Consider the following 22,082-nt stretch of genomic DNA (forward strand, 5'->3'; position numbering starts at 1 on the left):
AGCGGCGGAAGAATAGGTGTGTTAAAAAGGTTTATATGAACTTTTCTTGAATAAAAAGGGTAAGGATAAAAAATATGGAGGTGCAGAAAATGGAATTTCGAATTGAAAAAGATACGATGGGTGAGATTAAAGTTCCTGCAGATAAGTTTTGGGGGGCTCAGACGCAGAGAAGCAAAGAAAACTTTAAAATCGGGTCGGAAAAAATGCCTAAGGAGCTGATTGACGCATTTGCCATTTTAAAAAGAAGTGCTGCTAAAGTGAATGGCAGATTAGGAAAACTAAGCGCAGAAAAAGAAAATGCGATTGTGAAAGTATGCGATGACATTCTCAGCCGAAAACTCGATGATCATTTTCCTTTAGTTGTATGGCAGACAGGAAGCGGAACGCAGAGCAATATGAATGTAAACGAAGTGATTGCAAACAGAGGAAACACACTGTTAAGAGAATCGGATCAGCTCATTCATCCGAATGATGATGTCAACATGGGGCAAAGCTCGAACGATACATTTCCTACTGCGATGCATATATCAGGAGTGCTCTCTATTTTTGATTTATTAATTCCTGCCATTGATAAGCTTTATTTAACGCTTGTGAACAAATCAAAAGAAAACGAAGATGTTGTCAAAATCGGCAGAACACATCTTCAGGATGCTACCCCTCTCACATTGGGTCAGGAAATAAGCGGCTGGGTGCATATGCTGCAAAAGTCGAAAGATATGATTCTCTTATCCGTTGAAAAGATGCGCGATCTTGCCATCGGAGGTACAGCGGTTGGAACAGGCATCAATGCCCACCCTGATTTTGGGAGACTTTCAGCTGAAGAAATCAGCCTTTATACAGCCACTAAATTCCGCACGTCTGAAAATAAGTTTCACGCCCTGACAAGTCATGATGAAATCGTCTTTGTTCATGGGGCTTTAAAAGGTCTTGCAGCAGATTTAATGAAGATTGCCAATGATGTAAGATGGCTCGCAAGCGGTCCAAGATGCGGAATCGGAGAAATCACCATTCCTGAGAATGAACCGGGAAGCTCCATTATGCCTGGAAAAGTGAACCCAACCCAAAGTGAAGCCATTACGATGGTGGCAGCACAAGTAATGGGGAACGATGCAACCATTGGATTTGCAGCTAGTCAGGGCAACTTTGAACTGAATGTGTTCAAGCCCGTTATTATGTATAATTTCCTGCAATCAGTGAGACTGCTTGCCGATTCAATTCATTCTTTCAATGATCATTGTGCGATTGGCATCAAGCCGAATCTGGATGTTATTGATAAATATTTAAATGAATCTTTAATGCTCGTAACAGCTTTGAACCCTCATATTGGTTATGCAAATGCTGCGAAAATAGCGAAAGAAGCACATAAAGATGGAAGCACGCTGAAAGAAGCTGCGTTAAAGCTTCAGCTGCTGACGGAAGAGGAATTTGATGAGTATGTAAATCCGCTTGATATGATTGGACCGCGGGGGGAATAGGCCTTCATCGGGAGCATTCTCTTTTTTTAGTGTTATTGCAGTTTTTCAAGAATTCTATGAAAAAACAGGTAAATAAAAGAGTAACGGGCTGGTGTTGAAGTACAAAAATAACACACAATCATTAACACAGAAATGGAAATGCAATTAGGATAAGGGGCTGTCCAGAAAGTCTGTTTTCGCATAGATTGTTGTTTTCCATGATAAATGTTGTCCGTTCCTTTCCGCTCCAGGAACTTGCTTTCCGCGGGGAGCATGGGAGCCTCCTCGGCGTTGCCTGGGGGGTCTCCCATTTTGCTCTATTTCCCGCAGGAGTCAAGTTCCTTCCGCTGCAATCCACTAATAGTTTGTAACATGGAGTCTAAAAATAACAAAGTTATGAAAAGACCCTATAGAAAAAATCAGAAAGGAAATAACATTAGTTCTTCCTGCCTGCTTCGTTTTAGAGACTTATTGGACAATCCCTTTTATAAGCTGCAATCATTTTTAATATTGATAATTAGGAACTCAAACTAACTTATATTGGTCCTTCATTCTAAAGACGAAACTACTTTAATTCCATATAGTTGATTTTTCTTTTAAAAGGGGACTTTCGAACAATTGTTTAGTAATTTCCAAAAGTTCCTTCGGAAAATCAGCTGAGTCAAAGCTGTTAATAAATTGTATTCCCTTTATTTTATCTAATTCATTCATTGAAGGAATACCACTAACGCAATTAGCAAAATAAAAGTGTCCACGCCATTGTATATCCTCAAAGCGATAATTACCTTGAAATATTTCTGTAAGATTATGAATGTGTAAGCCTATTTCTTCTATAACTTCTCGTTTAGCACATTCAAAAGGTGTTTCTCCTATTTCCTTTTTGCCGCCTGGAAAATTCCAAATGTTCGCCCTGTCTTGAACAACCAGAATATTATCGTTATTATCTTTTATCAGTACACGAGAAAAAACTTTTTGCACTATACCATTCCCCCTTTTCCTCTCCTAAACTTTCTTTTTAAACTTTAACACGAAATTTCAGACAGAGGATTTGGGTGGGTAGAATTGCACCCCAAATCTTTCATCGCTGAGAAGGTCAATTCTTATGCGAATTGACCTTCTAATTGTCTTGTTATATTTAATTTTGCACTCGGAAACCGAACCCGTAAATAAAAGAGCACGCTCTTTTATTTACCATAATGGTTTATCTTCTTCTATGTATTCATAGTAGTAAGGCGATAGCAGGACAGATAGAATTCCTGCGAGAATAATGGCTGTTATTCTTACTGCTGCATCAGCACCAATCATGGAACTTATAAAACTCGCTGCAACGATTGGAATGGCGATTAAGAGAGTTCCCTTTGTTCTTGATTTAGGGGTTGGATACAAATTTTTACCGCATTTTGGACATTTCAGAATTCTGGTGAATTTCAGCGAGGTAAGAAGTGTTTCTTTCCATGTGAATTGATAATGGCATGACGTGCATGTTGGCAGTTTCAAAGGCGGGACCTCCTGGGTGAGTTAGTGTTAATTAACTATATTGTAGCATTGATGGAAATTAGAGAAAATATGAGCGGGTAAAAAGGTACTCCCAAAAACAGGAGTACCCCAGATAACCATTATTCCGTTTCTTTTTTCCATTTTTCTTCGATCAGCATTTTTCCCGGCCACGTGTAGGCCATAATTCCGCCGTCTGCTGTAATATCTTCTCCCGTCACATAAGAGCTGTCGTCAGATGCAAGGAAGAGAGCTACAGTCGCCATTTCTTTTGGACTTCCTAATCTGCCGAGCGGTGTTATCCACTTATTTGCGTCCCTGAATTTCTGTCCCATTTCTTCTTCTTTGCTGCCGGCAAGTGTATCAATCAAGGGTGTTTCGATTGTGCCTGGGGATAGAGAATTCACCCGAATTCCATTCCTGGCATAGTCAATGGCCATCGCTCTAGTGAAGTTTGTGATGCCGCCTTTTGCAGCGTTGTAGCCTGAACGGTCAAGATCTGCTGCACGCCCTGACATTGAGGACGTATTAATGATAGAGCCGCCATTTTCAAGCATAAGCGGAATCAAATATTTGCTGCATAGAAAGGTTCCGCGCAAATCTACAGCCATGATCCGGTCAAACAGTTCAACAGGATATTCATGGACTTTTCCGCCCTGCTGATCGACTCCCGCATTGTTGAAGAGGATATCAATCTTTCCGTATGCCTGCTTTATTTTTTCTGCAAAAGAGACAACACTCTCTTCTTCAGCAACATCCAGATAATAAGCTTCCGCCTGTCCTCCGATTGAGCGGATGGCTTCGACCGTCTCATGCAGCTGATCTTCCTTAATATCTGCACAAATCACGGTTGCTCCCTCATTAGCGAAAACCTCTGCAGTCGCAGCGCCAATTCCTGTTGCTGCTCCTGTTATAACCGCCAGTTTATCCTTTAATCTTCCCATAAGGAAAACCTCCTTTACTATCTGATGTTCATTTTCCCCGTATGTGAAGCAGTAAACATAAGGTTTGTTTTTAGAAAATTAAAACAATTTTGTTTATTGGAAGGACGGTTCATTGTATAATAATCTCACAACATACTAACCGGTCAGTTTAATGCCTTTCACAATCTTTAAGGAAACGGGGAATGGAAATGACAATTCCGTCTTATTGGCCATCTTATCTGCCTGAAACTCTACAATATCGGCATGGTGAGAGACCGCTTCACGAGTATATTGATCAGCATTGCGCTGAAAAACCTGATGCAATTGCCTTTTCGTATTATGGAAGAGAAATTACATGGAAAGAGCTGCATAAAAAAATCGGCCAGCTTGCAGGATATCTAAACCGAAATGAAATAAAGAAAGGAGATGCAATCGGGTTATATATGCAGAATTGCCCGCAATACATTATTGCTCACTATGCCATTCAAAAAATTGGAGGTATCGTTGTCCCTCTTAATCCAATGTACAAAGAATCAGAACTTTCTTACTTTTTTAAAGAAGCAGGGATGAAAGGAATCATAGCAGGATGCGAGCTGTATTCAAGAGTTGTCACAGCCAGTCGTGATTTGGAATCTCCAATCCTTGCAATTACCGTTCATTATAGGGATTTTTCCCCTGAACCCCCTGCTCTAAAGCAGCCTGAAGACTTATCTGGTGCAAGACAAACCTTTGAATCTGCACATGATATGAAGGATATTTTTATAGAAGAATCTCCATTTAATAAAAATGCGGAGATTGATATTTGGAATGATATTGGCTTAATGATTTTTACTTCTGGCACAACCGGAAGACCAAAAGGAGCGCTTCTGACATATGGAAGCTCTCTATATAAAACAGCTGCAACTGCAGAAACCAATGAAATGAGGGAGGATGACCGCTCACTTGCAATTGCTCCGTTATGCCATATTGCCGGAATGGTCATGGGTGTAAATATCCCTGTTTATGCAGGGAACACTTGTTATCTATTAACAAGGTTTGATCCGGAGACAGTCATAGATGCTATAGAAACATACAAAATAACAAATTGGTATAGTGTTGCACCGATGAATGCAGCCATTCTGCAAACACCGGGTGTGGAAAAAAGAGATCTTACATCACTCAGGCATAATCCATCCACAAGCTTTGGCATGCCAGTTACAAAAGAACTGGCTGAAAGATGGCATGAACTTACGAAAGGATGCATTATGCATGAGGCATCGTATGGTCTGAGCGAAACTCATACATGTGATACGTTCATGCCTAAAGATAAGATAAAGTTTGGAAGCTGCGGGATCCCTGTCTATCAGAATCAAATCGAAATAGTAGAAACTGAGACAGGTTTTCCTGCTGCTCCAGGTGAAAAAGGAGAAATTGCTGTCAGGAATCCGGGGATATTTAAAGGCTATCTAAACAGGGCTGATGCAACCGCTGAAGCGTTGAGGGATGGATGGGTCTTTACAGGGGATATCGGATTGCTTGACGAGGATGGGTATCTCTATTTCTTTGGCCGCATGAAGGAACTGATTAAGTGCTCCGGGTACAGTGTTTTCCCTGAAGATGTTGAAGCATTATTGAATGAGCATCCAGCAGTGATGCAAAGTGCAGTCATAGGCATACCTGATTCTGTCAGGGGCGAAAGCGTTAAAGCGTTTATTGTGCTGAAACCAAATGAGAGAGGAAAAGTGACGGAACAAGACATCCTTAACTGGTCCAAGGAGCATATGGCGGCCTACAAATACCCAAGAGAAATTGAATTCAGGGAGGAACTGCCATCTACAAGCTCAGGAAAAGTGTTGAGGAGGCTATTAAAAACACCTGAAAGTGCGGAGGTGAGAAAATGAATGAAGTGAAGAATTCAGTTCATGACGCAGTTGAGGATTTGAATAGGAGAAAAGATAAAGCCAAGCTTGGCGGGGGTCAGGAGAAAATGGATTTGCTCCACAAGAATGGCTCTCAGACTGCAAGAGAAAGAATCTCTCTGTTAGCTGATCCGGACAGCTTTATGGAGCTCGGGATGCTGAATCATTCAGATTATCCAGGTGCAGAGGACAGAAGCTATGGGGACGGGCTAATTACAGGATTAGCAAAAATAGATGGGCGGCCTGCGGTTATTATGGCAGGTGACAAAACGGTATTTGCCGGTACAGAAGGCGCTGTTCATATTAGAAAATCAAAAAAAATACATGAATATGCTTTGAAGCGAGGACTGCCTCTCTTTAATTTAAATGAGGGAGGGGGCCTTAGGATGCCTGATGGAATGGGATCTGACGGCATCAGCGATAAGCTCTTCCCTCAAGAAATGCTGACCCATTCCAGACAAGTCCCTCTAATGACGGCCATTTTGGGAGACAGTTTTGGCGGGCCGACATGGATGGCGGTATCCTCTGATTTTGTCTCGATGCTAAAAGGAACTTGTATGGCTATCGCAGGTCCAAGAATGCTTTCCATGGCAACAGGTCAAAAGGTTGATACAGAACAGCTCGGCGGATGGAGGGTTCATGCGAATGAAACAGGTCAGGCAGATACCTTTGGCAGTACGGAAGAAGAATGTATTGAACAGCTGAAAACTTTCTTCAGCTATATGCCTTTGAACGGAGGAGAGGAACCTCCTTTCATTGATACTAATGATGATCCATATCGGAGCACAGGGAACGTTTTGACTATTTTGCCGGGACACAAAAACAGAGTCTATGATATGAAGGAGATTATACGGGAAATTGTAGATAATCAGCAGTTCTTTGAATATAAATCTGCGTATGGAGAAGGCCTTGTTACGGTATTTTCCAGAATGAATGGAAGAGTTGTCGGCATTGTGGCAAATCAGCCAAAGAAATTTGCCGGTGCTGCCGGACCGAAGGAGTGCGATAAGGCGACTGATTTTATATGCCTGTGCGACTCATATCATATCCCGTTGATTTTCTTGCATGACACACCTGGATTTAGAATAAGTCAAGAAGCTGAGCGGGAAAAAATGCCGACTAAAATCATGGTCTGGAATCAGGCGCTGGCTCAGTCGACTGTACCTAAAATCTCCGTAGTCATTAGAAAAAGTGTTGGTGCAGCATACGGAAACATGTGCGGTCCAACGATGGGGGCTGATTTCGTCTTTGCGTGGCCAACGGCAGAAATTAATTTCACGGGACCAGAGGTTGGCATTAATGTTGTGTACGGCAGACAGCTGCAAAATGAAATCAACCAGGCTGAAGCAAGGAAAAAATTACTCGAGCAATGGGCATTTGACAGCTCCCCTTACAAAGCGGCATCCAAGCACTATATTGATGATGTGATTGACCCAAGAGATACAAGAAAATATCTGTGTAAAGCGCTTGAATTTGCAGTGGTTAAAAACGGGACAAAAAGTGAACGCAGATTAGCGAATTGGCCGACAGGATATTAAAAGAAACATTGTACAAAAAATGACAATTATCACTATGATTCCAATATAATGGGGGAGGATGAAATTTTAGTCAAAAGGAGATCACATATGGTACGTACAGCATCAAAAGCCATTATTATTCAAGACAGCAAGATTTTAGTCATCAAGAAAGAAGATGAGATCGGACCTTTCTACATTTTGCCAGGGGGCGGACAGGAGCATGGAGAGAACCTTCATGAAAACTTGAAAAGAGAGTGCATGGAGGAGATCGGGGTTGAAGTTGAGATTGATGACCTGATTTTTGTTCGGGATTATGTCGGGGGCAATCATGGGTTTGAATGGGATAAAGGATTCCATCAATTGGATCTGATGTTTTTATGCCGCATTAAAGAAGGACAGAAAGCCCCGGCCGCGGGTGTCATTCCTGATGAAGGCCAAATTGGTGTAGAATGGCTGCCTGTAAAAAACCTTACCGATTATCGGCTTTATCCGATGTTGATGCTGCCGTCCATTATGGAGCTTGAATCTGGGAAGAAGCCGGAAAAGATATATTTGGGAGATGTTAATTAAGATGGGAAATGAAAGAGCAGCATCAAAGCTGTTCTTTTTTGTTATTGGATGCCAGAACATTAATCACGCACTTCAACATAAAAAAAAGGCCTCCTAAAAAGGCCGTTTGCTATCTTTTTGGTACTTTCACATAAAACGTACTCATTCCATCCTCATTCACAGCCCAAACTGTACCGTGATGAAGCTCGGCGATTCTTTTAACGATGTTGAGGCCAAGTCCGAATTCGCCGTTGCTGCCTTTATGGAAAGGCTCAAACAGATGGGGCAGAACGTCCTCTTCAATCGGAGGCCCATCGTTCCATATTTTAAGAAGGAAGTCATTCCCCGCCTGTTTTAGATGAACACCAATCATTGAATCCGCATATCTGAGCTGATTCTCAAATAAGTTTTCAAGCAGCTTGATCAACAGCTCATTATCGCCATGAATAGCCGCATGTTCCAGGTTTATTTCGTAATCAAGCTCCTGGCGTGACCACCTGATGCGGTCGATGACTTCGCGAATTGTCATATTCAGTTCAACCTCAGATTTACCGGAGTTTCTCGAAGATAAATAATCAAGTTTTGTTATATACAGCAAGTCCTTAATTTTTTTCTCCAGACGATGTGCTTCCTCCTCGATCACATCCATCGTGCTTGTCAGATCACCCTTTGGATAAATGCCGTCATTCACTGATTTCGCATATCCGCGGATGACCATAACCGGCGTTTTTAAGTCATGGGAGATATTCTGCAGCAGGGTGCGCTGTGCTTCATCCTTTTGAACAAGCCGTTTTCGCATCACTTCAATTGTTTCTCCAAGCTTTCCAATTTCATCGCTCCGGTCAAGTACAACGGGTTCATGCCAATCTTCGTTCGAAATTCTTTTCACATCCTTTTCTAAAGAGACAATAGGACGCGACAGATATTTTGCAAGCCAGATGGACGGAATCCAGCTGAAAAGAAACACAATGATCATCACAAAAACAAGCTGCTTGAACAAAGTCAGCACAAGATCATTCCGGTAAGAATCCCATGCGTAGGAAAGAAGAAATGCCGGCTGTCCGTCAACGGTCACCTTCTTGATTACAAAAAAGAGCCGTTCATGATTAATTTCCCTCGAGTATTCTTCTGTGATGTCCTTTTGATTAGAAGCAAGTGATTGCGTTTCTTGAAGAAATCTCAATGGAAGCTTTTTTTCGTTGTAAAAAAAAGGCGCACTCTCAGGGAGAATGATGTGCTGAACCGAGCGGTCAGGAGAGAGCTTCTCTCCGTTTCTCGTAAGAGGGTCCATTTGCACATTTCCCTGAAGGCGGTATTCCGTCAGAATATGCTGTTCATTTTCAATCGTTGTATAGATCTCGTTCGTGAAAAAATTCCTGAGTGTAGTTGGGAATATGATCATCAGCAGCAAAGAAATGACGAGAAGAATCCCTGAGATCACAATCCAAATTTGAAACGTCAATGATTTATTTTTCATTATCCCGTCAGCATCCTGTATCCGTAACCGTAAATGGTTTCTATTTTCAAATCAGGCATTTTTTTGCGGAGGCGGCGGACGAGGTCATCTACCACCCGGTCTGTGCCGAAGTAGTCGCTTCCCCATATATGCTCAATCATTTGTTCACGCGAAAAAGCCTGGCCTTTGTTATGCAAAAACAGCAGCAATAAATCAAATTCCTTAGAAGTTAGATTCAGATTTTCCTGATTCAGCGAGACCGAGCGCACACTTTCATCAATCGTATAAGGCGGAAGCTGTACGCTTGATTTAACTGTGCTGCTTTCATAAACACGGGTCAGCAGCTTTTGAACGCGAATGACAAGTTCACGGGGAAGGAAAGGCTTTGAAATATAATCATCGCTTCCAAGCTCAAGCCCGAGCACCCGATCAATATCTGTATCCCGCGCAGAAATGAAAATAACTGGGGTATCTGATGATACTGCTTTAATTTCTTTTATTAATTGATAGCCGTCAACATCCGGTACCATGATATCGAGAACCCAAAGGTGAGGAGTTTCATGAATGGCCTGGCGCGCTTTTTCCCCATTTGTAAATGAGGTGACCTTATAGCCTTCCTTCTCCAGATATTTTGTCAGCAAATCATTTAAATTCTGTTCATCTTCCACAAGAAAAATAGAGTATGACAAACCCATTCACGCTCCTTCTTATACGTAATTATACAATGTCTTCACAGATATGGTCATCATTTAACAATTTCACATAATCTTTTCATCTTTCTCCCAAAATGATTTTTTATAGTAGGGTTAACAAAGAAAATCACTAGGAGGAATCAGGATGGGATATTACGACGATACAGAACGGAAAGATACATTATTAGACCCGGACTCACGAGAAATGATGGTCAGATCTGGACAGCCTCAAAAAAAGCCGTCCAGATGGAGAGCGGTTATGTCATCTGTAATCAGCGGGGTAGTCGGAGGAGCGCTGGTGCTTGGGGTACAGCCTTTTCTTGATGAAGAAACAAGCTCAAATGAACCTTCTTATTCCATTGATTCAAATACTTCTCAAGAAGAAAACGATTCAAGTACAGTGAATACCCAGCCTATCAGTCAAACGAGCGATATTGCGGATATGGTGGAAAAGCTGTCGCCAGCGATTGTAGGGATATCAAATAAACAGCAGCAGCAGGGATTTGGCGGCGGAACTCAGGATGCTGAAGCAGGCACAGGTTCCGGGGTTATTTTCAAAAAAGATGGTGATACAGCCTATATTATTACAAACAATCACGTCATTGAGGGAGCAAGCAGCATCGAGATTTCCTACTCAGATGGAGAAAAATCGCAGGCAGAGCTTGTTGGAGCGGATCCGTTAACAGATACAGCCGTCCTTAAAATCGACAGCAAGTATGCAAAAACGGTTGCTGATTTCGGAGATTCAGGAGACCTTCGTGCAGGTGAAAGGGTCGTGGCGATTGGAAATCCCCTTGGACTCGATTTCTCCCGCACGGTTACGGAAGGTATTATCAGCGGAACAGACCGAACCATTCCAATTTCAACTTCTGAAGGCAGCTGGGAGTTAAATGTTATTCAAACGGATGCGGCCATTAATCCAGGAAATAGCGGCGGACCTTTATTGAATATGAATGGCCAGGTTATTGGCATCAACAGCCTGAAAATCACACAGGACGGGGTGGAAGGATTAGGATTTGCTATCCCGAGCAACGACCTTCAGCCAATTGTAGATGAACTGCTGGAAAAAGGAAAAGTAGATCGTCCATTCTTAGGAGTTGGTCTTCTTGACCTAAGCGAAGTACCTGAGCAGTACCGTACAAACACGCTTCAGCTTCCGAACAAAGTGACTGAAGGAGTATTTGTACAGGGTGTTAGCCCGGGATCACCGGCATCTGAAGCTGGCATGCAAGAAGGAGACGTCATCGTTGCGATGAACGGCACAGCCATCAATAATTCAAGTGAACTGCGCAAATTTCTCTATTCACAAACCAATATTGGTGATGAAATAAATATAGAGTTCTACCGCCAAGGAGAAAAAATCACTAAAAAAGTGAAGCTCTCTCAAAAAGAGGTTGTGAATAGTTAACATAGACCCCCCTTTTAGGCGGCTCCTTAGTTGGAGCCGTTTTTTGATTCCCCCACTTCAATTAGTCAGTAAGGTCGATAAGTGGGGGGGCAAATAACTAGTAACTCACCAAAATTGACGAGCCACATTCTTTTTTAGCCACTAAAAAGCCCAAACACATGTAAATTCGACAATATCCAATATTTTCATCTCCATTCATCCCTCATAAAACCGGAATGATTTCGAACAGATATGGTATCACATAACGCAAAATGATAACAAAGCTCTTTTTGACGCAACATAACAGAACGGATGCCATGAAATAAGGAGATCAACTATGAAATTACTTACTTTGCTCGAGCAGACTGGCCATTCCATTTTAAATCAGGAAGAACTGGGATCTGCCGAAATCACAGGAATCGACGCAAATTCAGCCAAGATCAAACCAGGCTGCTTATTTGTTGCGATCTCAGGCTTTGAACGGGATGGCCATGATTATATACAGGATGCAATCAATAAAGGGGCTGCGGCCGTTGTCGGGGAAAAAGATCTGACGGATTTGCCGGTTCCATACGTAAGGGTAGCTAACAGCAGAGATACGCTGGCCAACCTTGCTGCACACTTTTATGATTATCCATCACGGAAACACATTATGATCGGGATTACGGGAACAAACGGAAAAACGACCACTTCTTTTATGCTGAGGCACATTCTGCAGCAGGCCGGCTATTCCTGTGCCTTGTTTGGCACTGTTCACAATGTGATCAATGGACAGGCATACGTTTCAAAGAACACGACGCCTGATCCGCTTGAGCTGCAGCGGTTACTGGCTGAAAGCAGGGATGACGCTGTGATTATGGAGGTTTCTTCACACGGGCTCTCCCAAAAGAGACTGGAAGGAATCGAATTTGATGTAGGTCTTTTTACGAACCTTGCTCATGAACATTTGGACTATCACAATACGATCGAAGAGTATTTTGAAGTGAAGCAGCAGCTTTTTTCAAAATTGAAACAGGGCGGAAAGGCAATCATCAGCACCCATGATGAATGGGGTCAGAAGCTTGCTGGCCTTCTGAAAGAGCGGAACATTCAGGTGTCCACTTTCGGACGTTCACCAATGGATGATCTTGTTTTTACATCGGAAAATGATGTACACTGTTCAAATTTTGAAGTCACTGAAAACGGAGAAAAGTTTCGTTTTTCCATGAGCATTCCGGGTCTTCATAATATCTATAATGCATCAATGGCCTATTTGACTGGACGGAAAATTGGCATAGACTCAGCAAAGCTTATTGAAGGTTTTCGAACCTTCAAAGGAATCCCTGGACGGTTCGAAATGTACAGCCATCAAAAGGATGCAACGGCGGTTATTGATTATGCCCATACGGCAGATGCGTTTGAATACATTCTGAAAACGGCAAGAGACTGCGGAGCAAAGCGGATATTTCATGTATTTGGCTTCAGAGGCGATCGTGATGAAAGCAAACGGACGGAAATGATGGAGATCTCGTCGCGCATGAGCGACTGTTCGATTCTGACATTTGACGATTTAAACGGTGTTGAGCAAAACGAAATGATTGACGAGCTGAAAGCGTATCTTCAGTCTTCAGGCAAAGAAGCTGACATGCTAATGCCGGACCGGACTCTTGCCATTCAAAAAGCATGGGAACTGGCAGAAGCCGGAGACTGGATTCTTGTGACCGGGAAAGGAAGCGAGAAATATAAAGATCAATACGAGCTTCCTGCAGGATCAGATCAAGAAACCTTCCGTCTTTTGTTGAATGAAAAAGAAACCGTGGCAACGTAATTACTTGTTGCAAAATGAAAAAGATGGGTGTCAAAACAGGATAGTGCATCGTGAGCACACCCTGGCATTTAAAAATAGTGAAAAAGGCGGACATACTTGTTAAACAAGCGGCGCTGTAATTTTTAAAAAGGAAACTCCAATTCAAGCGGAGTTTCCTTTTTATTTTTATTCAGCCTTTATGCAGGTTAAGTCTGATGGTTGACAGAGCCCATTTGAATGAAACGGTTTGCTGAGTTATGTAACGTTTTGCAGCAAACAAAACCATTCCAATCAGTTTTCAAGTTCTATCATTCTTACATTCATAATCTTTCAAAATAATCCATAGTTTGAGCAAAAACCCCAATTTTAAATGCGGTTAAATAGATACTTTGCCTCAGATATTCAATTTTTTTTATCATAATTGAAGTTTATATCGTTCTGAATAGTTCACAAGACCATTCAAAAACCCCAATTGTTACTTTGCATCCGGCAATATACAATTCTATTAAATTCTTTGGCAATAAACATCATTACAGAAACTCAATTTAAGTAGCTTTTATTTACAGAGGAGGTGTCTTTTCCAGAAAGCAGCAAACGGTTCATCTCTCTTATCTATGAGTGCATGTTACTTACTTACATCCAGACGTACATATTGAAAGAATATATTTTTATTATTTAGGAGGATGTAAATTGAGAAAATTTATTCTAAAGTCGTTAGTCGCAACCTCTGTATCTGCAGTCATGCTTTCCTCAACTTTCAGCAGCGTCCAAGCAATTGATCAAACAAATCTGAAAAAAACTTCTGAGACTTCTTCCATAATAAATACGATAACAAATAAAGGCGAGCACAAAATCACCCTTATTACAGGCGATGTGGTCACGGTTAAAGAGATTGAAGACGGTAAAAGCGTGATCAATGTTGAGCCTGCCGATCAAAACAGTGCAGGAGCACAGATCCTGACCATCGGTGAAGAAACGTTCGTCATTCCAAATTCAGCCATGCCTTACTTGGCAGCTGACAAGCTGGACAAAGATTTATTTAACGTAACGGAATTAATTGAAAATGGCTATGACGACAAGAGTCTCGCTTCTCTCCCGGTAATCGTGGAATATGAAGAGACGAAAGCGCGGGCTGCCCAAGCAAAATCGGAGCCAAAAGGGACAAAAACAGTACGTACACTTGAAAGTATTAACGGTGCTGCGCTTTCTGCATCAAAAAAGGAAGCAGAAATATTCTGGGAAGATATCACCCCTGAAACAGCAGTTTTAGAAAAAGCGAAGCCGGAAACAGCTGAGTTTGAAAAAGGAATTGAAAAGATCTGGCTGGATGGAAAAGTAGAAGCATCTCTTGCACAAAGTGTGCCGCAGATCGGTGCTCCGCAAGTATGGGAATCTGGGTTTACAGGGGAAGGCGTAAAAGTGGCTGTGCTTGATACGGGGATTGATCCAGCCCACCCTGATTTCTCTGGCCAAATTGAGACGTCAAAAAGCTTTGTTCCAGGCCAGCAGGTGGATGACAAACACGGTCATGGTACACATGTTGCTTCAACCGTCCTCGGAACAGGTGCTGCTTCTGAAGGAAAGAATAAAGGGGTTGCCCCTGAAGCGCGTTTAGTAGTCGGCAAAGTACTGGATGACTCAGGAAGCGGTTTAGATTCCTGGATCATTGACGGTATGGAATGGGCAGCTGAAAACGCGAAGATCGTGAATATGAGTCTCGGAAGCTCTGAACCTTCTGATGGAACCGATCCGATGGCTCAAGCTGTCAACCGGCTTAGTGAAGAAAAAGGGACTCTCTTTGTCATCGCAGCAGGCAACAATGGGGCGGAAGGTGCGATTGGTTCACCGGGAGCTGCAGATGCTGCCTTAACGATCGGAGCTGTTGATAAGTCTGATAAGATTGCCTATTTTACATCTAAAGGACCACGCTACGGGGATCAGGGGTTAAAACCTGACTTATCGGCTCCTGGAGTCGGCATTCTTGCCGCTCGTTCAGGCCTTTCAGCTGGAACAGGTTCTTATAAGAGTCTGAACGGGACATCAATGGCTACACCTCACGTTGCCGGTGCTGCAGCGCTTCTTTTGCAGAAAAATCCGGGCTGGAACGGCACTCAGTTAAAAGAAGCACTGATGAGTACTTCTAAAAAATTGCCTTATTCCCCGTATCACATTGGTTCAGGACGTCTGGATGTACCGGCTGCAGCAGCAAGCAAAGTCCGGGCAACGGGTTCTCTGTCATTCGGTTTCTTCAAGTGGCCGAACGCGGATGCACAGCCTGTACAAAAAACAGTCACGTATACAAATGATTCGGACACAGCAGCCACATTAAATCTTCAGGCTGACTTTAAAAATACAAAAGGAAACGCTTCACCAGAAGGCATGCTAACGATTTCTGAGAGCCAGATCACGATTCCGGCAAATGGAACAAAAACCGTTTCAATCACGCTGGATCCGCAATTTGGTGAAGCAGGGACCCGATATGAAGGTCATTTAACGGCATCGGATGCTGATGGCAAACAAGTGGCTCATACCACAATGGGTATGGTGAAAGAAGAGGAAAAATACACGTTAACGCTGACAGCAAAAGACCGTAACGGTAACCCTGCCCTTGCATATGTTGGCCTTGTAAACAAGGACATGGATCCAGAGTTTGTGGCTGTAAATGGAACGGCAGAATTCCGTTTGCGCCCTGGAACGTACTCCGCTATGTCCATGATGGAAGTAGATGAAAATACAGACCACCGCGGGGTTGCATTAGTCGGAAATCCTGAAATTACATTAGACGGACCTCAAACAGTAGAACTTGATGCTCGTAAAGCAAACGAAATAAAAGTTGACGTGCCAAAGGAGACAGAGCCAAGCTATCAGCGCATGGAATATTACCGTTCACTCGACGGCAAATCGATGAACCATGTGTACTTAATGCCGGTATGGATTGATAAAATGTATGCTGCTCCGACAAAGAAAGTGAAAAATGGAGAATTTGAGATGCTGAACCGCTGGCGGTTAATCAAGCCTTATCTTCAAATTCACTTTAAAGATAAAGTATTGGATGATATTCCTTTGGCAGGCAGCACAATGCTGGATGGAAAGTATAACTTATCAGCCGTTTATGCAGGAAACGGATCAGCAGCTGATTTTGAACGATTAAACGCAAAAGGAAAGGCTGTCGTTGTTGACCGCAATGCAGATGTTACTCCTTCACAGCAAGCTGTTGCCGCACATGCAGCAGGAGCGAAGCTTTTAATTATCGTCAATCATGAAGATACAGAATTCAGCGTATTTGCAGGAAATCCGGATTATACGGACATTCCCCTTGCTGTTGCCGGCATCAGCAAAAGTGAAGGAGACAAAGTGATAAAGGCTGCACGTTCAGGCAACCTGAAGCTTTTTGTTGAAGGTGAACCGAACACGCCATTTGTTTATGATTTAATGGATGTTCATGGAGAAAGCATTCCGAAGGATTTGACTTATGCTCCTTCTAACAGTGAACTCGTAAAAATTGATACACGGTACAAGTCTGATCAGGAAGCTCCTGGAGGAGAATTCCGCTATGACTTGCGTCCACATACAGTCAGAGCAGTCGGTTTCCAGTATAAGATTGAGCTGCCATCTGTACGAACCGAGTGGGTTTCAGCAGTTGAAGGGACACGCTGGTATCACCAGGCACAGGTTTTAGACAGTCCGTGGGAAGTCCGTCAGCCGGCTGTAACCTATGAAGAAGGTGAAAGACTGCAGGAAGACTGGTTCTCACCCGTTGTGCGCCCGCGTCTCGGAGCTGGATATTGGACGCCTAATCGCCAAGGAAACTCGTTCCAGTTCAACATTCCAGCCTGGGCAGATTCAGGAAATGGAAGCACTGGCGGAACGGGTTATGATGAATCAGTTAAAAATCAATCACATAAGCTGTACCAGGGAGATACCCTGATTAAACAAGGGACAAGTCAGGCATTAAATGTATTCAGCGGCATCTCAGAAGAAAGAAAACAGTACCGTTTAGTCACAGATGCCAAGCGTGACCCAAACCGCTGGGACACATCCGTAAGCACACAAACAGAGTGGACATTTTGGTCTGGAAAAGGAGATGACTTCCATACACTGCTACCGTTCTATTCTCTTGACTACAAGGTTGAAACCGATATGAACGGTAATGCATTAGCTGCTCCATCAACAAATCTGGAATTATCTGCTTCAAAACTGGATGGAGTTGAAGGATATGGAAAACTGGAAGGTGCAGCACTTGAGGTTTCTTTCAATGAAGGAAAGTCATGGAAGAAAGTGAAACTCGAGCGTACAGCAGAGAATAAATGGAAGGCTAAAATCAACAACACTAAAAACAGCAAACACGTATCTCTGAGGGCATCTGCCTGGGATGATGCCGGGAATAAAATCACGCAGGATGTGATTAAGGCATACGGGTTGAGGTAATCAGAAGAATGGTAAGCAAGAAGAGGGGCGCAGGCTTCTCTTCTTTTTTCTGTTCAGCTGGAAAAAGAGTTTACTTTTAATTCCATGTAAAGTAAACTTAACGTAAAGGAAGCTTTACAAGGTGGATGAACATGAAGAACAGAATCAAGGAAATGCGCGCAGAAAAAGGGATGACTCAGGAACAGCTGTCGGTTCAGGTTGGCGTTTCAAGACAATCGATTATTGCGATTGAATCTGGAAAATACAATCCGTCTTTGGAACTTGCATTTAAGATTGCGAACTCGTTTACGTGCAGAATTGAAGAAATTTTTATTTTTGAGGATGGGGGAGAGGGATGATGGAATCAGCTGGAGCTTTTATCGGGTTATACGGGGGAATGGCAGCGGGTTTGATCGGATGGTTGCTTGGTCTTTATTTTGCGAAGAAAAAAAGGGGAGTTGATGAAGTTTTTCATTTCATTGATCAGAAATCACGGTCGGTCGCATGGATCCTTACGATGGCGGCCATCTATATTTTCTTCACGCTGCTGCTTTTCGGAGTGGATTTAAGTCCTGCGATGATGCTCTCGCTGCTTCTCTTTGTTCATTTGGGCAGCTGGGCAATCACAAAAGTCATTCTCTCGGTCCGTTTCAGCAGTACCGGATCAGACAGCAATTAAACTCTTGACACTTTCCTCATTCAATCATAAACTAACGATAGACACTAGTTTATCAGAAAATTCAGTATGAAGTGAGAATGGATATGAGCATACAACCGGATCATCGTATTGGTAAAAATGCCATGCAGCTCGTTTTGCTCGGTGAAGACGATCAATTTTATGGGCAGCAGCTGACAGAGCAGGGATTTCAATTTTGTCAGGGAAAAACGGGTTCAATGGAGACGCATAAAGTAGTTGCGGCCATTGAAACGGCAGCAAAACGTTCAGGTGTAATATCGCCTGATGGATACCGTGAAACACACTCCTTGTATCATGCTATTATGGAAGCGCTTCATGGCGTGACGAGAGGGCAGGTTCAGCTTGGAAGTGTTTTGCGCACCGTGGGACTTCGTTTTGCCATTGTCCGCGGCAAGCCTTACGAGGCAGAAACGGAAGGCGAATGGATTGCGATTGCTTTGTACGGCACAATAGGTGCACCTGTTAAAGGTTCAGAGCATGAGGCAATGGGTTTGGGAATCAATCATATATAAGATGCACCCATAGTTAATAGATAGCAGGGGGCTGTATCGGTAGAAACACGGTTTTGCGTGTTTCTATTGGTATGGCCTCCTTTTTGGTTTTTATTTTGAACAAAAGAGGAGCAGAAAGATGATTGAATTAACGGGAAGTTCACTCACAATTGAATCAGCAAAGAAGGTTTTATATGAAAAATCCATGATTCATATTCCTGACTATGTGTGGGATTCGGTTGAAAAGAGCAGAAAAGCGGTTGAAAACATAGTCGCTCAGAAGAAGATCGTTTACGGAATTACAACGGGGTTTGGGAAATTCAGTGATGTGCTGATTGATGCCGAACATGCAGAAGAGCTGCAGATCAATTTGATTCGAAGTCATGCATGCGGTGTTGGAGACCCGTTTCCGGAAGAGGTGTCACGGGGGATGCTTTTGCTTAGGCTTAATGCCTTGCTGAAAGGTTTTTCCGGAGTCCGCAGGGAGGTTTTATCTTTACTTGTTTCGCTGCTGAATCACGAGATTCATCCCGTTGTGCCGCAGCAGGGTTCACTTGGAGCAAGCGGAGATTTGGCTCCTTTGTCTCACATGGCACTTGTTCTTGTCGGTGAAGGAGAGGTTTTTTATCAGGGACGGAAAATGGAGACCGATGAAGCCTTTCAGTTAGCGGGACTTCATCCTGTGACGCTTCAGGCTAAAGAAGGTCTGGCTTTAATCAATGGGACACAGGCAATGACGGCAATGGGACTCGTCAATTACATTGAAGCTGAAGCGGTGGCGCTGCAGGCAGACTACATCGCTTCAATGACGATTGAAGGTCTGAGAGGAATCATTGATGCGTTTGATGAAGACATTCATATTGCCCGCGGCTACAAAGAGCAAATGGAAGTGGCTGAGCGAATCAGAGGGATTTTAAAAGGCAGCTTTCTGGTGACCCATCAGGGAGAGCTGAGGGTTCAGGATGCCTACTCCTTAAGGTGCATCCCTCAGGTTCATGGGGCAAGTCTTCAGGTCCTTTCTTATGTGAAAGATAAGCTTGAAATTGAAATGAACGCAGCTACGGATAATCCGCTGATTTTTGATGATGGCAAAAAGGTTTTGTCAGGAGGGAATTTCCACGGTCAGCCGATTGCGTTTGCCATGGATTTTTTGAAGGTGGGCATCGCAGAGCTTGCTAATATTTCCGAACGAAGAATTGAAAGACTGGTCAATCCGCAGCTCAATGATCTGCCGCCGTTCTTGAGTCCAATGCCCGGACTCCAGTCAGGAGCGATGATCATGCAATATTGTGCTGCGTCGCTTGTGTCTGAAAACAAGACGCTTGCCCACCCTGCGAGTGTGGATTCAATCCCCTCATCAGCAAATCAGGAGGATCACGTCAGCATGGGGACGATTGCCTCCAGGCATGCCTATCAAATTATTCAAAACTGCAGACGTGTGCTTGCGATTGAATTGATTTGTGCAATGGAGGCAGCAGCCTACCGGGGAATTGAGAAGATGTCCGAAACGACAAGAACATTTTATTTTCATGGAAGAACGGTGGTCCCTGCGATTACGAAGGACAGGGTTTTTTCAAAGGATATGGAAGCTGCTGCCGCCTGGCTGAAAAAAGCGGATGTGAACAGATTTAAAAAAGATCATAACGATAAAAAGGGGGAAATTTTATCATGAAAGCAAAATTCACAGGAGCAAAACGGGGTACGGAATTAGAATGTAAAGGGTGGGAGCAGGAGGCTGCACTCCGAATGCTGATGAATAACTTGGATCCTGAGGTTGCAGAAAAGCCGGAAGAGCTCATTGTTTATGGAGGCATCGGAAAGGCCGCAAGAAATCAGGAGGCACTGGGTGGGATCGTCCGGTCGTTAAAATCATTGGAGCATGATGAGACGCTTCTCATTCAATCAGGAAAGCCTGTCGGTATATTTAAAACGCATGAACATGCCCCGCGGGTTCTTCTTTCGAACTCTGTACTTGTGCCGAAATGGGCAGATTGGGAAAACTTCCACGAACTAGATCAAAAAGGCCTCACCATGTATGGCCAAATGACGGCGGGAAGCTGGATCTACATCGGAACACAGGGAATTCTTCAGGGAACCTATGAAACGTTCTCTGCAGTGGCAAAGGAGCATTTTGGAGGAAGCTTAAAAGGCACAATCACATTGACGGCCGGCCTTGGCGGTATGGGAGGGGCACAGCCTCTTGCAGTCACGATGAATGGCGGAGTTGTGATTGCTGCTGATGTTGATCAAAGCAGAATTGAGAAGAGACTTGCGACAAAGTATTGTGACAGGCTGACACACTCTTTGGATGAAGCCGTGCAATGGGCAATGGAAGCGAAATCAGAAGGCAAAGCTCTATCAATCGGATTAGTGGCAAATGCAGTAGATGTTCTTCATGAAGTGATGGAGAAAAACATCAAGATTGATATCCTTACTGACCAGACATCCGCACATGACCCGTTAAACGGATATTTTCCGCATGGTTTATCGATGGATGAAGCGCTGCAGTTAAAACAGGATCATCCGGATTTGTATGTTGAGAAGTCAAAAAAATCAATGGCAGAGCATGTTAGATGCATGGTGGAGCTGCAAAAGAGCGGCACCATCGTGTTTGATTACGGCAATAACATTCGTCAGGTAGCAAAAGACGAAGGAGTGGAAAATGCATTTGCGTTCCCGGGCTTTGTGCCAGCTTACATTCGTCCGCTTTTCTGTGAAGGCAAAGGTCCGTTCAGATGGGCAGCTCTATCTGGAGATCCTGCTGATATTCACCGGACAGATCAGCTAATCAAAGAACTTTTTCCTGAAAATGAAGCCTTGCTGCGGTGGATTGATATGGCACATGAGCATGTTGCTTTTCAAGGTCTGCCGGCTCGTATTTGCTGGCTTGGGTACGGAGAACGGGTGAAGATGGGCCTTGCCATTAATGAGCTGGTACGGACAGGAGAACTGAAAGCGCCGATCGTCATTGGCCGCGATCACCTTGACTGCGGTTCTGTTGCTTCTCCAAACCGCGAGACAGAGGCGATGAAGGACGGAAGCGATGCAATTGGAGACTGGGCAGTATTAAATGCATTAGTAAACACATCTGCCGGTGCAAGCTGGGTGTCCTTCCACCATGGCGGCGGAGTTGGAATGGGCTATTCTCTGCATTCAGGAATGGTTGTTGTCGCTGACGGAACAGAAACAGCTAAACGCAAATTAGAAAGAGTCCTCGTATCTGATCCTGGAATGGGCATTATCCGCCATGCAGACGCAGGCTACGAAGAGGCGCAGACTTTTGCCAAAGAACACAATGTACGCATTCCAATGCAGGAATAGAGGGAGGTTC

Annotated in this window: 17 protein-coding genes; 12 read left to right on the forward strand and 5 right to left on the reverse strand. The window is 43.5% G+C overall.

Annotated features, from left to right (window positions below):
- Positions 1-89 precede the first annotated feature (89 nt).
- On the forward strand, positions 90-1,475 hold the full coding sequence (gene fumC / locus GJU41_RS10980; protein ID WP_154318590.1) for a class II fumarate hydratase: 1,386 nt from the start codon (positions 90-92) through the stop codon (positions 1,473-1,475).
- Positions 1,476-2,024: 549 nt separating this feature from the next.
- Here the strand turns inward: fumC and GJU41_RS10985 are convergent.
- The 3 genes from GJU41_RS10985 to GJU41_RS10995 all read right to left on the reverse strand — a co-directional run bounded on the left by GJU41_RS10985 (position 2,025) and on the right by GJU41_RS10995 (position 3,892).
- Positions 2,025-2,432, reverse strand: coding sequence for an NUDIX hydrolase (locus tag GJU41_RS10985; protein ID WP_170292774.1), 408 nt, complete (start codon positions 2,430-2,432; stop codon positions 2,025-2,027).
- 210 nt (positions 2,433-2,642) lie between these two features.
- A complete protein-coding gene (locus GJU41_RS10990) occupies positions 2,643-2,951 on the reverse strand; it encodes a TIGR04104 family putative zinc finger protein (protein WP_070874894.1) in 309 nt (102 codons plus the stop codon).
- 119 nt (positions 2,952-3,070) lie between these two features.
- Positions 3,071-3,892 carry an SDR family oxidoreductase gene (locus tag GJU41_RS10995; RefSeq protein ID WP_070874892.1) on the reverse strand — a complete coding sequence of 274 codons (822 nt, stop codon included), beginning with the start codon at positions 3,890-3,892 and terminating at the stop codon, positions 3,071-3,073.
- Positions 3,893-4,074: 182 nt separating this feature from the next.
- On the opposite strand from GJU41_RS10995, the gene GJU41_RS11000 reads away from it, so the two are divergent.
- The 3 genes from GJU41_RS11000 to GJU41_RS11010 all read left to right on the forward strand — a co-directional run bounded on the left by GJU41_RS11000 (position 4,075) and on the right by GJU41_RS11010 (position 7,856).
- Positions 4,075-5,751, forward strand: coding sequence for a class I adenylate-forming enzyme family protein (locus GJU41_RS11000; protein WP_154318591.1), 1,677 nt, complete (start codon positions 4,075-4,077; stop codon positions 5,749-5,751).
- Positions 5,748-7,307 (forward strand): acyl-CoA carboxylase subunit beta, encoded by a 1,560-nt coding sequence (locus tag GJU41_RS11005; RefSeq protein ID WP_154318592.1) that lies wholly within the window; start codon positions 5,748-5,750, stop codon positions 7,305-7,307. Before GJU41_RS11000 ends, GJU41_RS11005 begins: the two co-directional genes overlap by 4 nt.
- Before the next feature lie 87 nt (positions 7,308-7,394).
- Complete coding sequence (locus GJU41_RS11010; protein ID WP_170292775.1) at positions 7,395-7,856, forward strand: NUDIX domain-containing protein; 462 nt, start codon at positions 7,395-7,397, stop codon at positions 7,854-7,856.
- A gap of 109 nt (positions 7,857-7,965) precedes the next feature.
- Here the strand turns inward: GJU41_RS11010 and GJU41_RS11015 are convergent, their stop codons facing one another.
- Positions 7,966-9,312, reverse strand: a complete 1,347-nt coding sequence (locus tag GJU41_RS11015) for a sensor histidine kinase (RefSeq protein ID WP_070874878.1) — start codon at positions 9,310-9,312, stop codon at positions 7,966-7,968.
- Positions 9,312-9,980, reverse strand: coding sequence for a response regulator transcription factor (locus GJU41_RS11020; protein ID WP_070874910.1), 669 nt, complete (start codon positions 9,978-9,980; stop codon positions 9,312-9,314). Before GJU41_RS11020 ends, GJU41_RS11015 begins: the two co-directional genes overlap by 1 nt.
- 148 nt (positions 9,981-10,128) lie before the next feature.
- Here GJU41_RS11020 and GJU41_RS11025 point away from each other — a divergent pair, with 148 nt between their 5' ends.
- The 8 genes from GJU41_RS11025 (at position 10,129) to hutU (ending at position 22,072) form a co-directional block, all read left to right on the forward strand.
- Positions 10,129-11,391, forward strand: a complete 1,263-nt coding sequence (locus GJU41_RS11025) for a S1C family serine protease (protein WP_224771396.1) — start codon at positions 10,129-10,131, stop codon at positions 11,389-11,391.
- A 316-nt stretch (positions 11,392-11,707) separates the two neighbouring features.
- The gene (locus tag GJU41_RS11030) at positions 11,708-13,177 is read left to right on the forward strand and encodes a UDP-N-acetylmuramoyl-L-alanyl-D-glutamate--2,6-diaminopimelate ligase (protein ID WP_154318594.1); all 1,470 of its coding nucleotides are present in this window, start codon (positions 11,708-11,710) and stop codon (positions 13,175-13,177) included.
- Between the two features lie 669 nt (positions 13,178-13,846).
- Positions 13,847-17,584, forward strand: a complete 3,738-nt coding sequence (locus GJU41_RS11035) for a S8 family peptidase (protein WP_224771397.1) — start codon at positions 13,847-13,849, stop codon at positions 17,582-17,584.
- A 131-nt stretch (positions 17,585-17,715) separates the two neighbouring features.
- On the forward strand, positions 17,716-17,922 hold the full coding sequence (locus tag GJU41_RS11040) for a helix-turn-helix transcriptional regulator (protein ID WP_154318595.1): 207 nt from the start codon (positions 17,716-17,718) through the stop codon (positions 17,920-17,922).
- Entirely contained in the window at positions 17,919-18,242 is a 324-nt protein-coding gene (locus GJU41_RS11045) for a hypothetical protein (RefSeq protein ID WP_170292776.1), read from the forward strand. The genes GJU41_RS11040 and GJU41_RS11045 overlap by 4 nt, the downstream gene beginning before the upstream one ends.
- A gap of 83 nt (positions 18,243-18,325) precedes the next feature.
- Positions 18,326-18,772, forward strand: a complete 447-nt coding sequence (hutP, locus tag GJU41_RS11050; protein ID WP_070874867.1) for a histidine utilization transcription antiterminator HutP — start codon at positions 18,326-18,328, stop codon at positions 18,770-18,772.
- A 118-nt stretch (positions 18,773-18,890) separates the two neighbouring features.
- Positions 18,891-20,423 carry a histidine ammonia-lyase gene (gene hutH, locus GJU41_RS11055; RefSeq protein ID WP_154318597.1) on the forward strand — a complete coding sequence of 511 codons (1,533 nt, stop codon included), beginning with the start codon at positions 18,891-18,893 and terminating at the stop codon, positions 20,421-20,423.
- On the forward strand, positions 20,420-22,072 hold the full coding sequence (gene hutU / locus GJU41_RS11060; protein ID WP_154318598.1) for a urocanate hydratase: 1,653 nt from the start codon (positions 20,420-20,422) through the stop codon (positions 22,070-22,072). Before hutH ends, hutU begins: the two co-directional genes overlap by 4 nt.
- Positions 22,073-22,082 lie beyond the last annotated feature (10 nt).

The sequence above is a fragment of the Metabacillus idriensis genome, from assembly GCF_009674765.1.
GTDB classification, from domain to species: domain Bacteria; phylum Bacillota; class Bacilli; order Bacillales; family Bacillaceae; genus Bacillus_P; species Bacillus_P idriensis.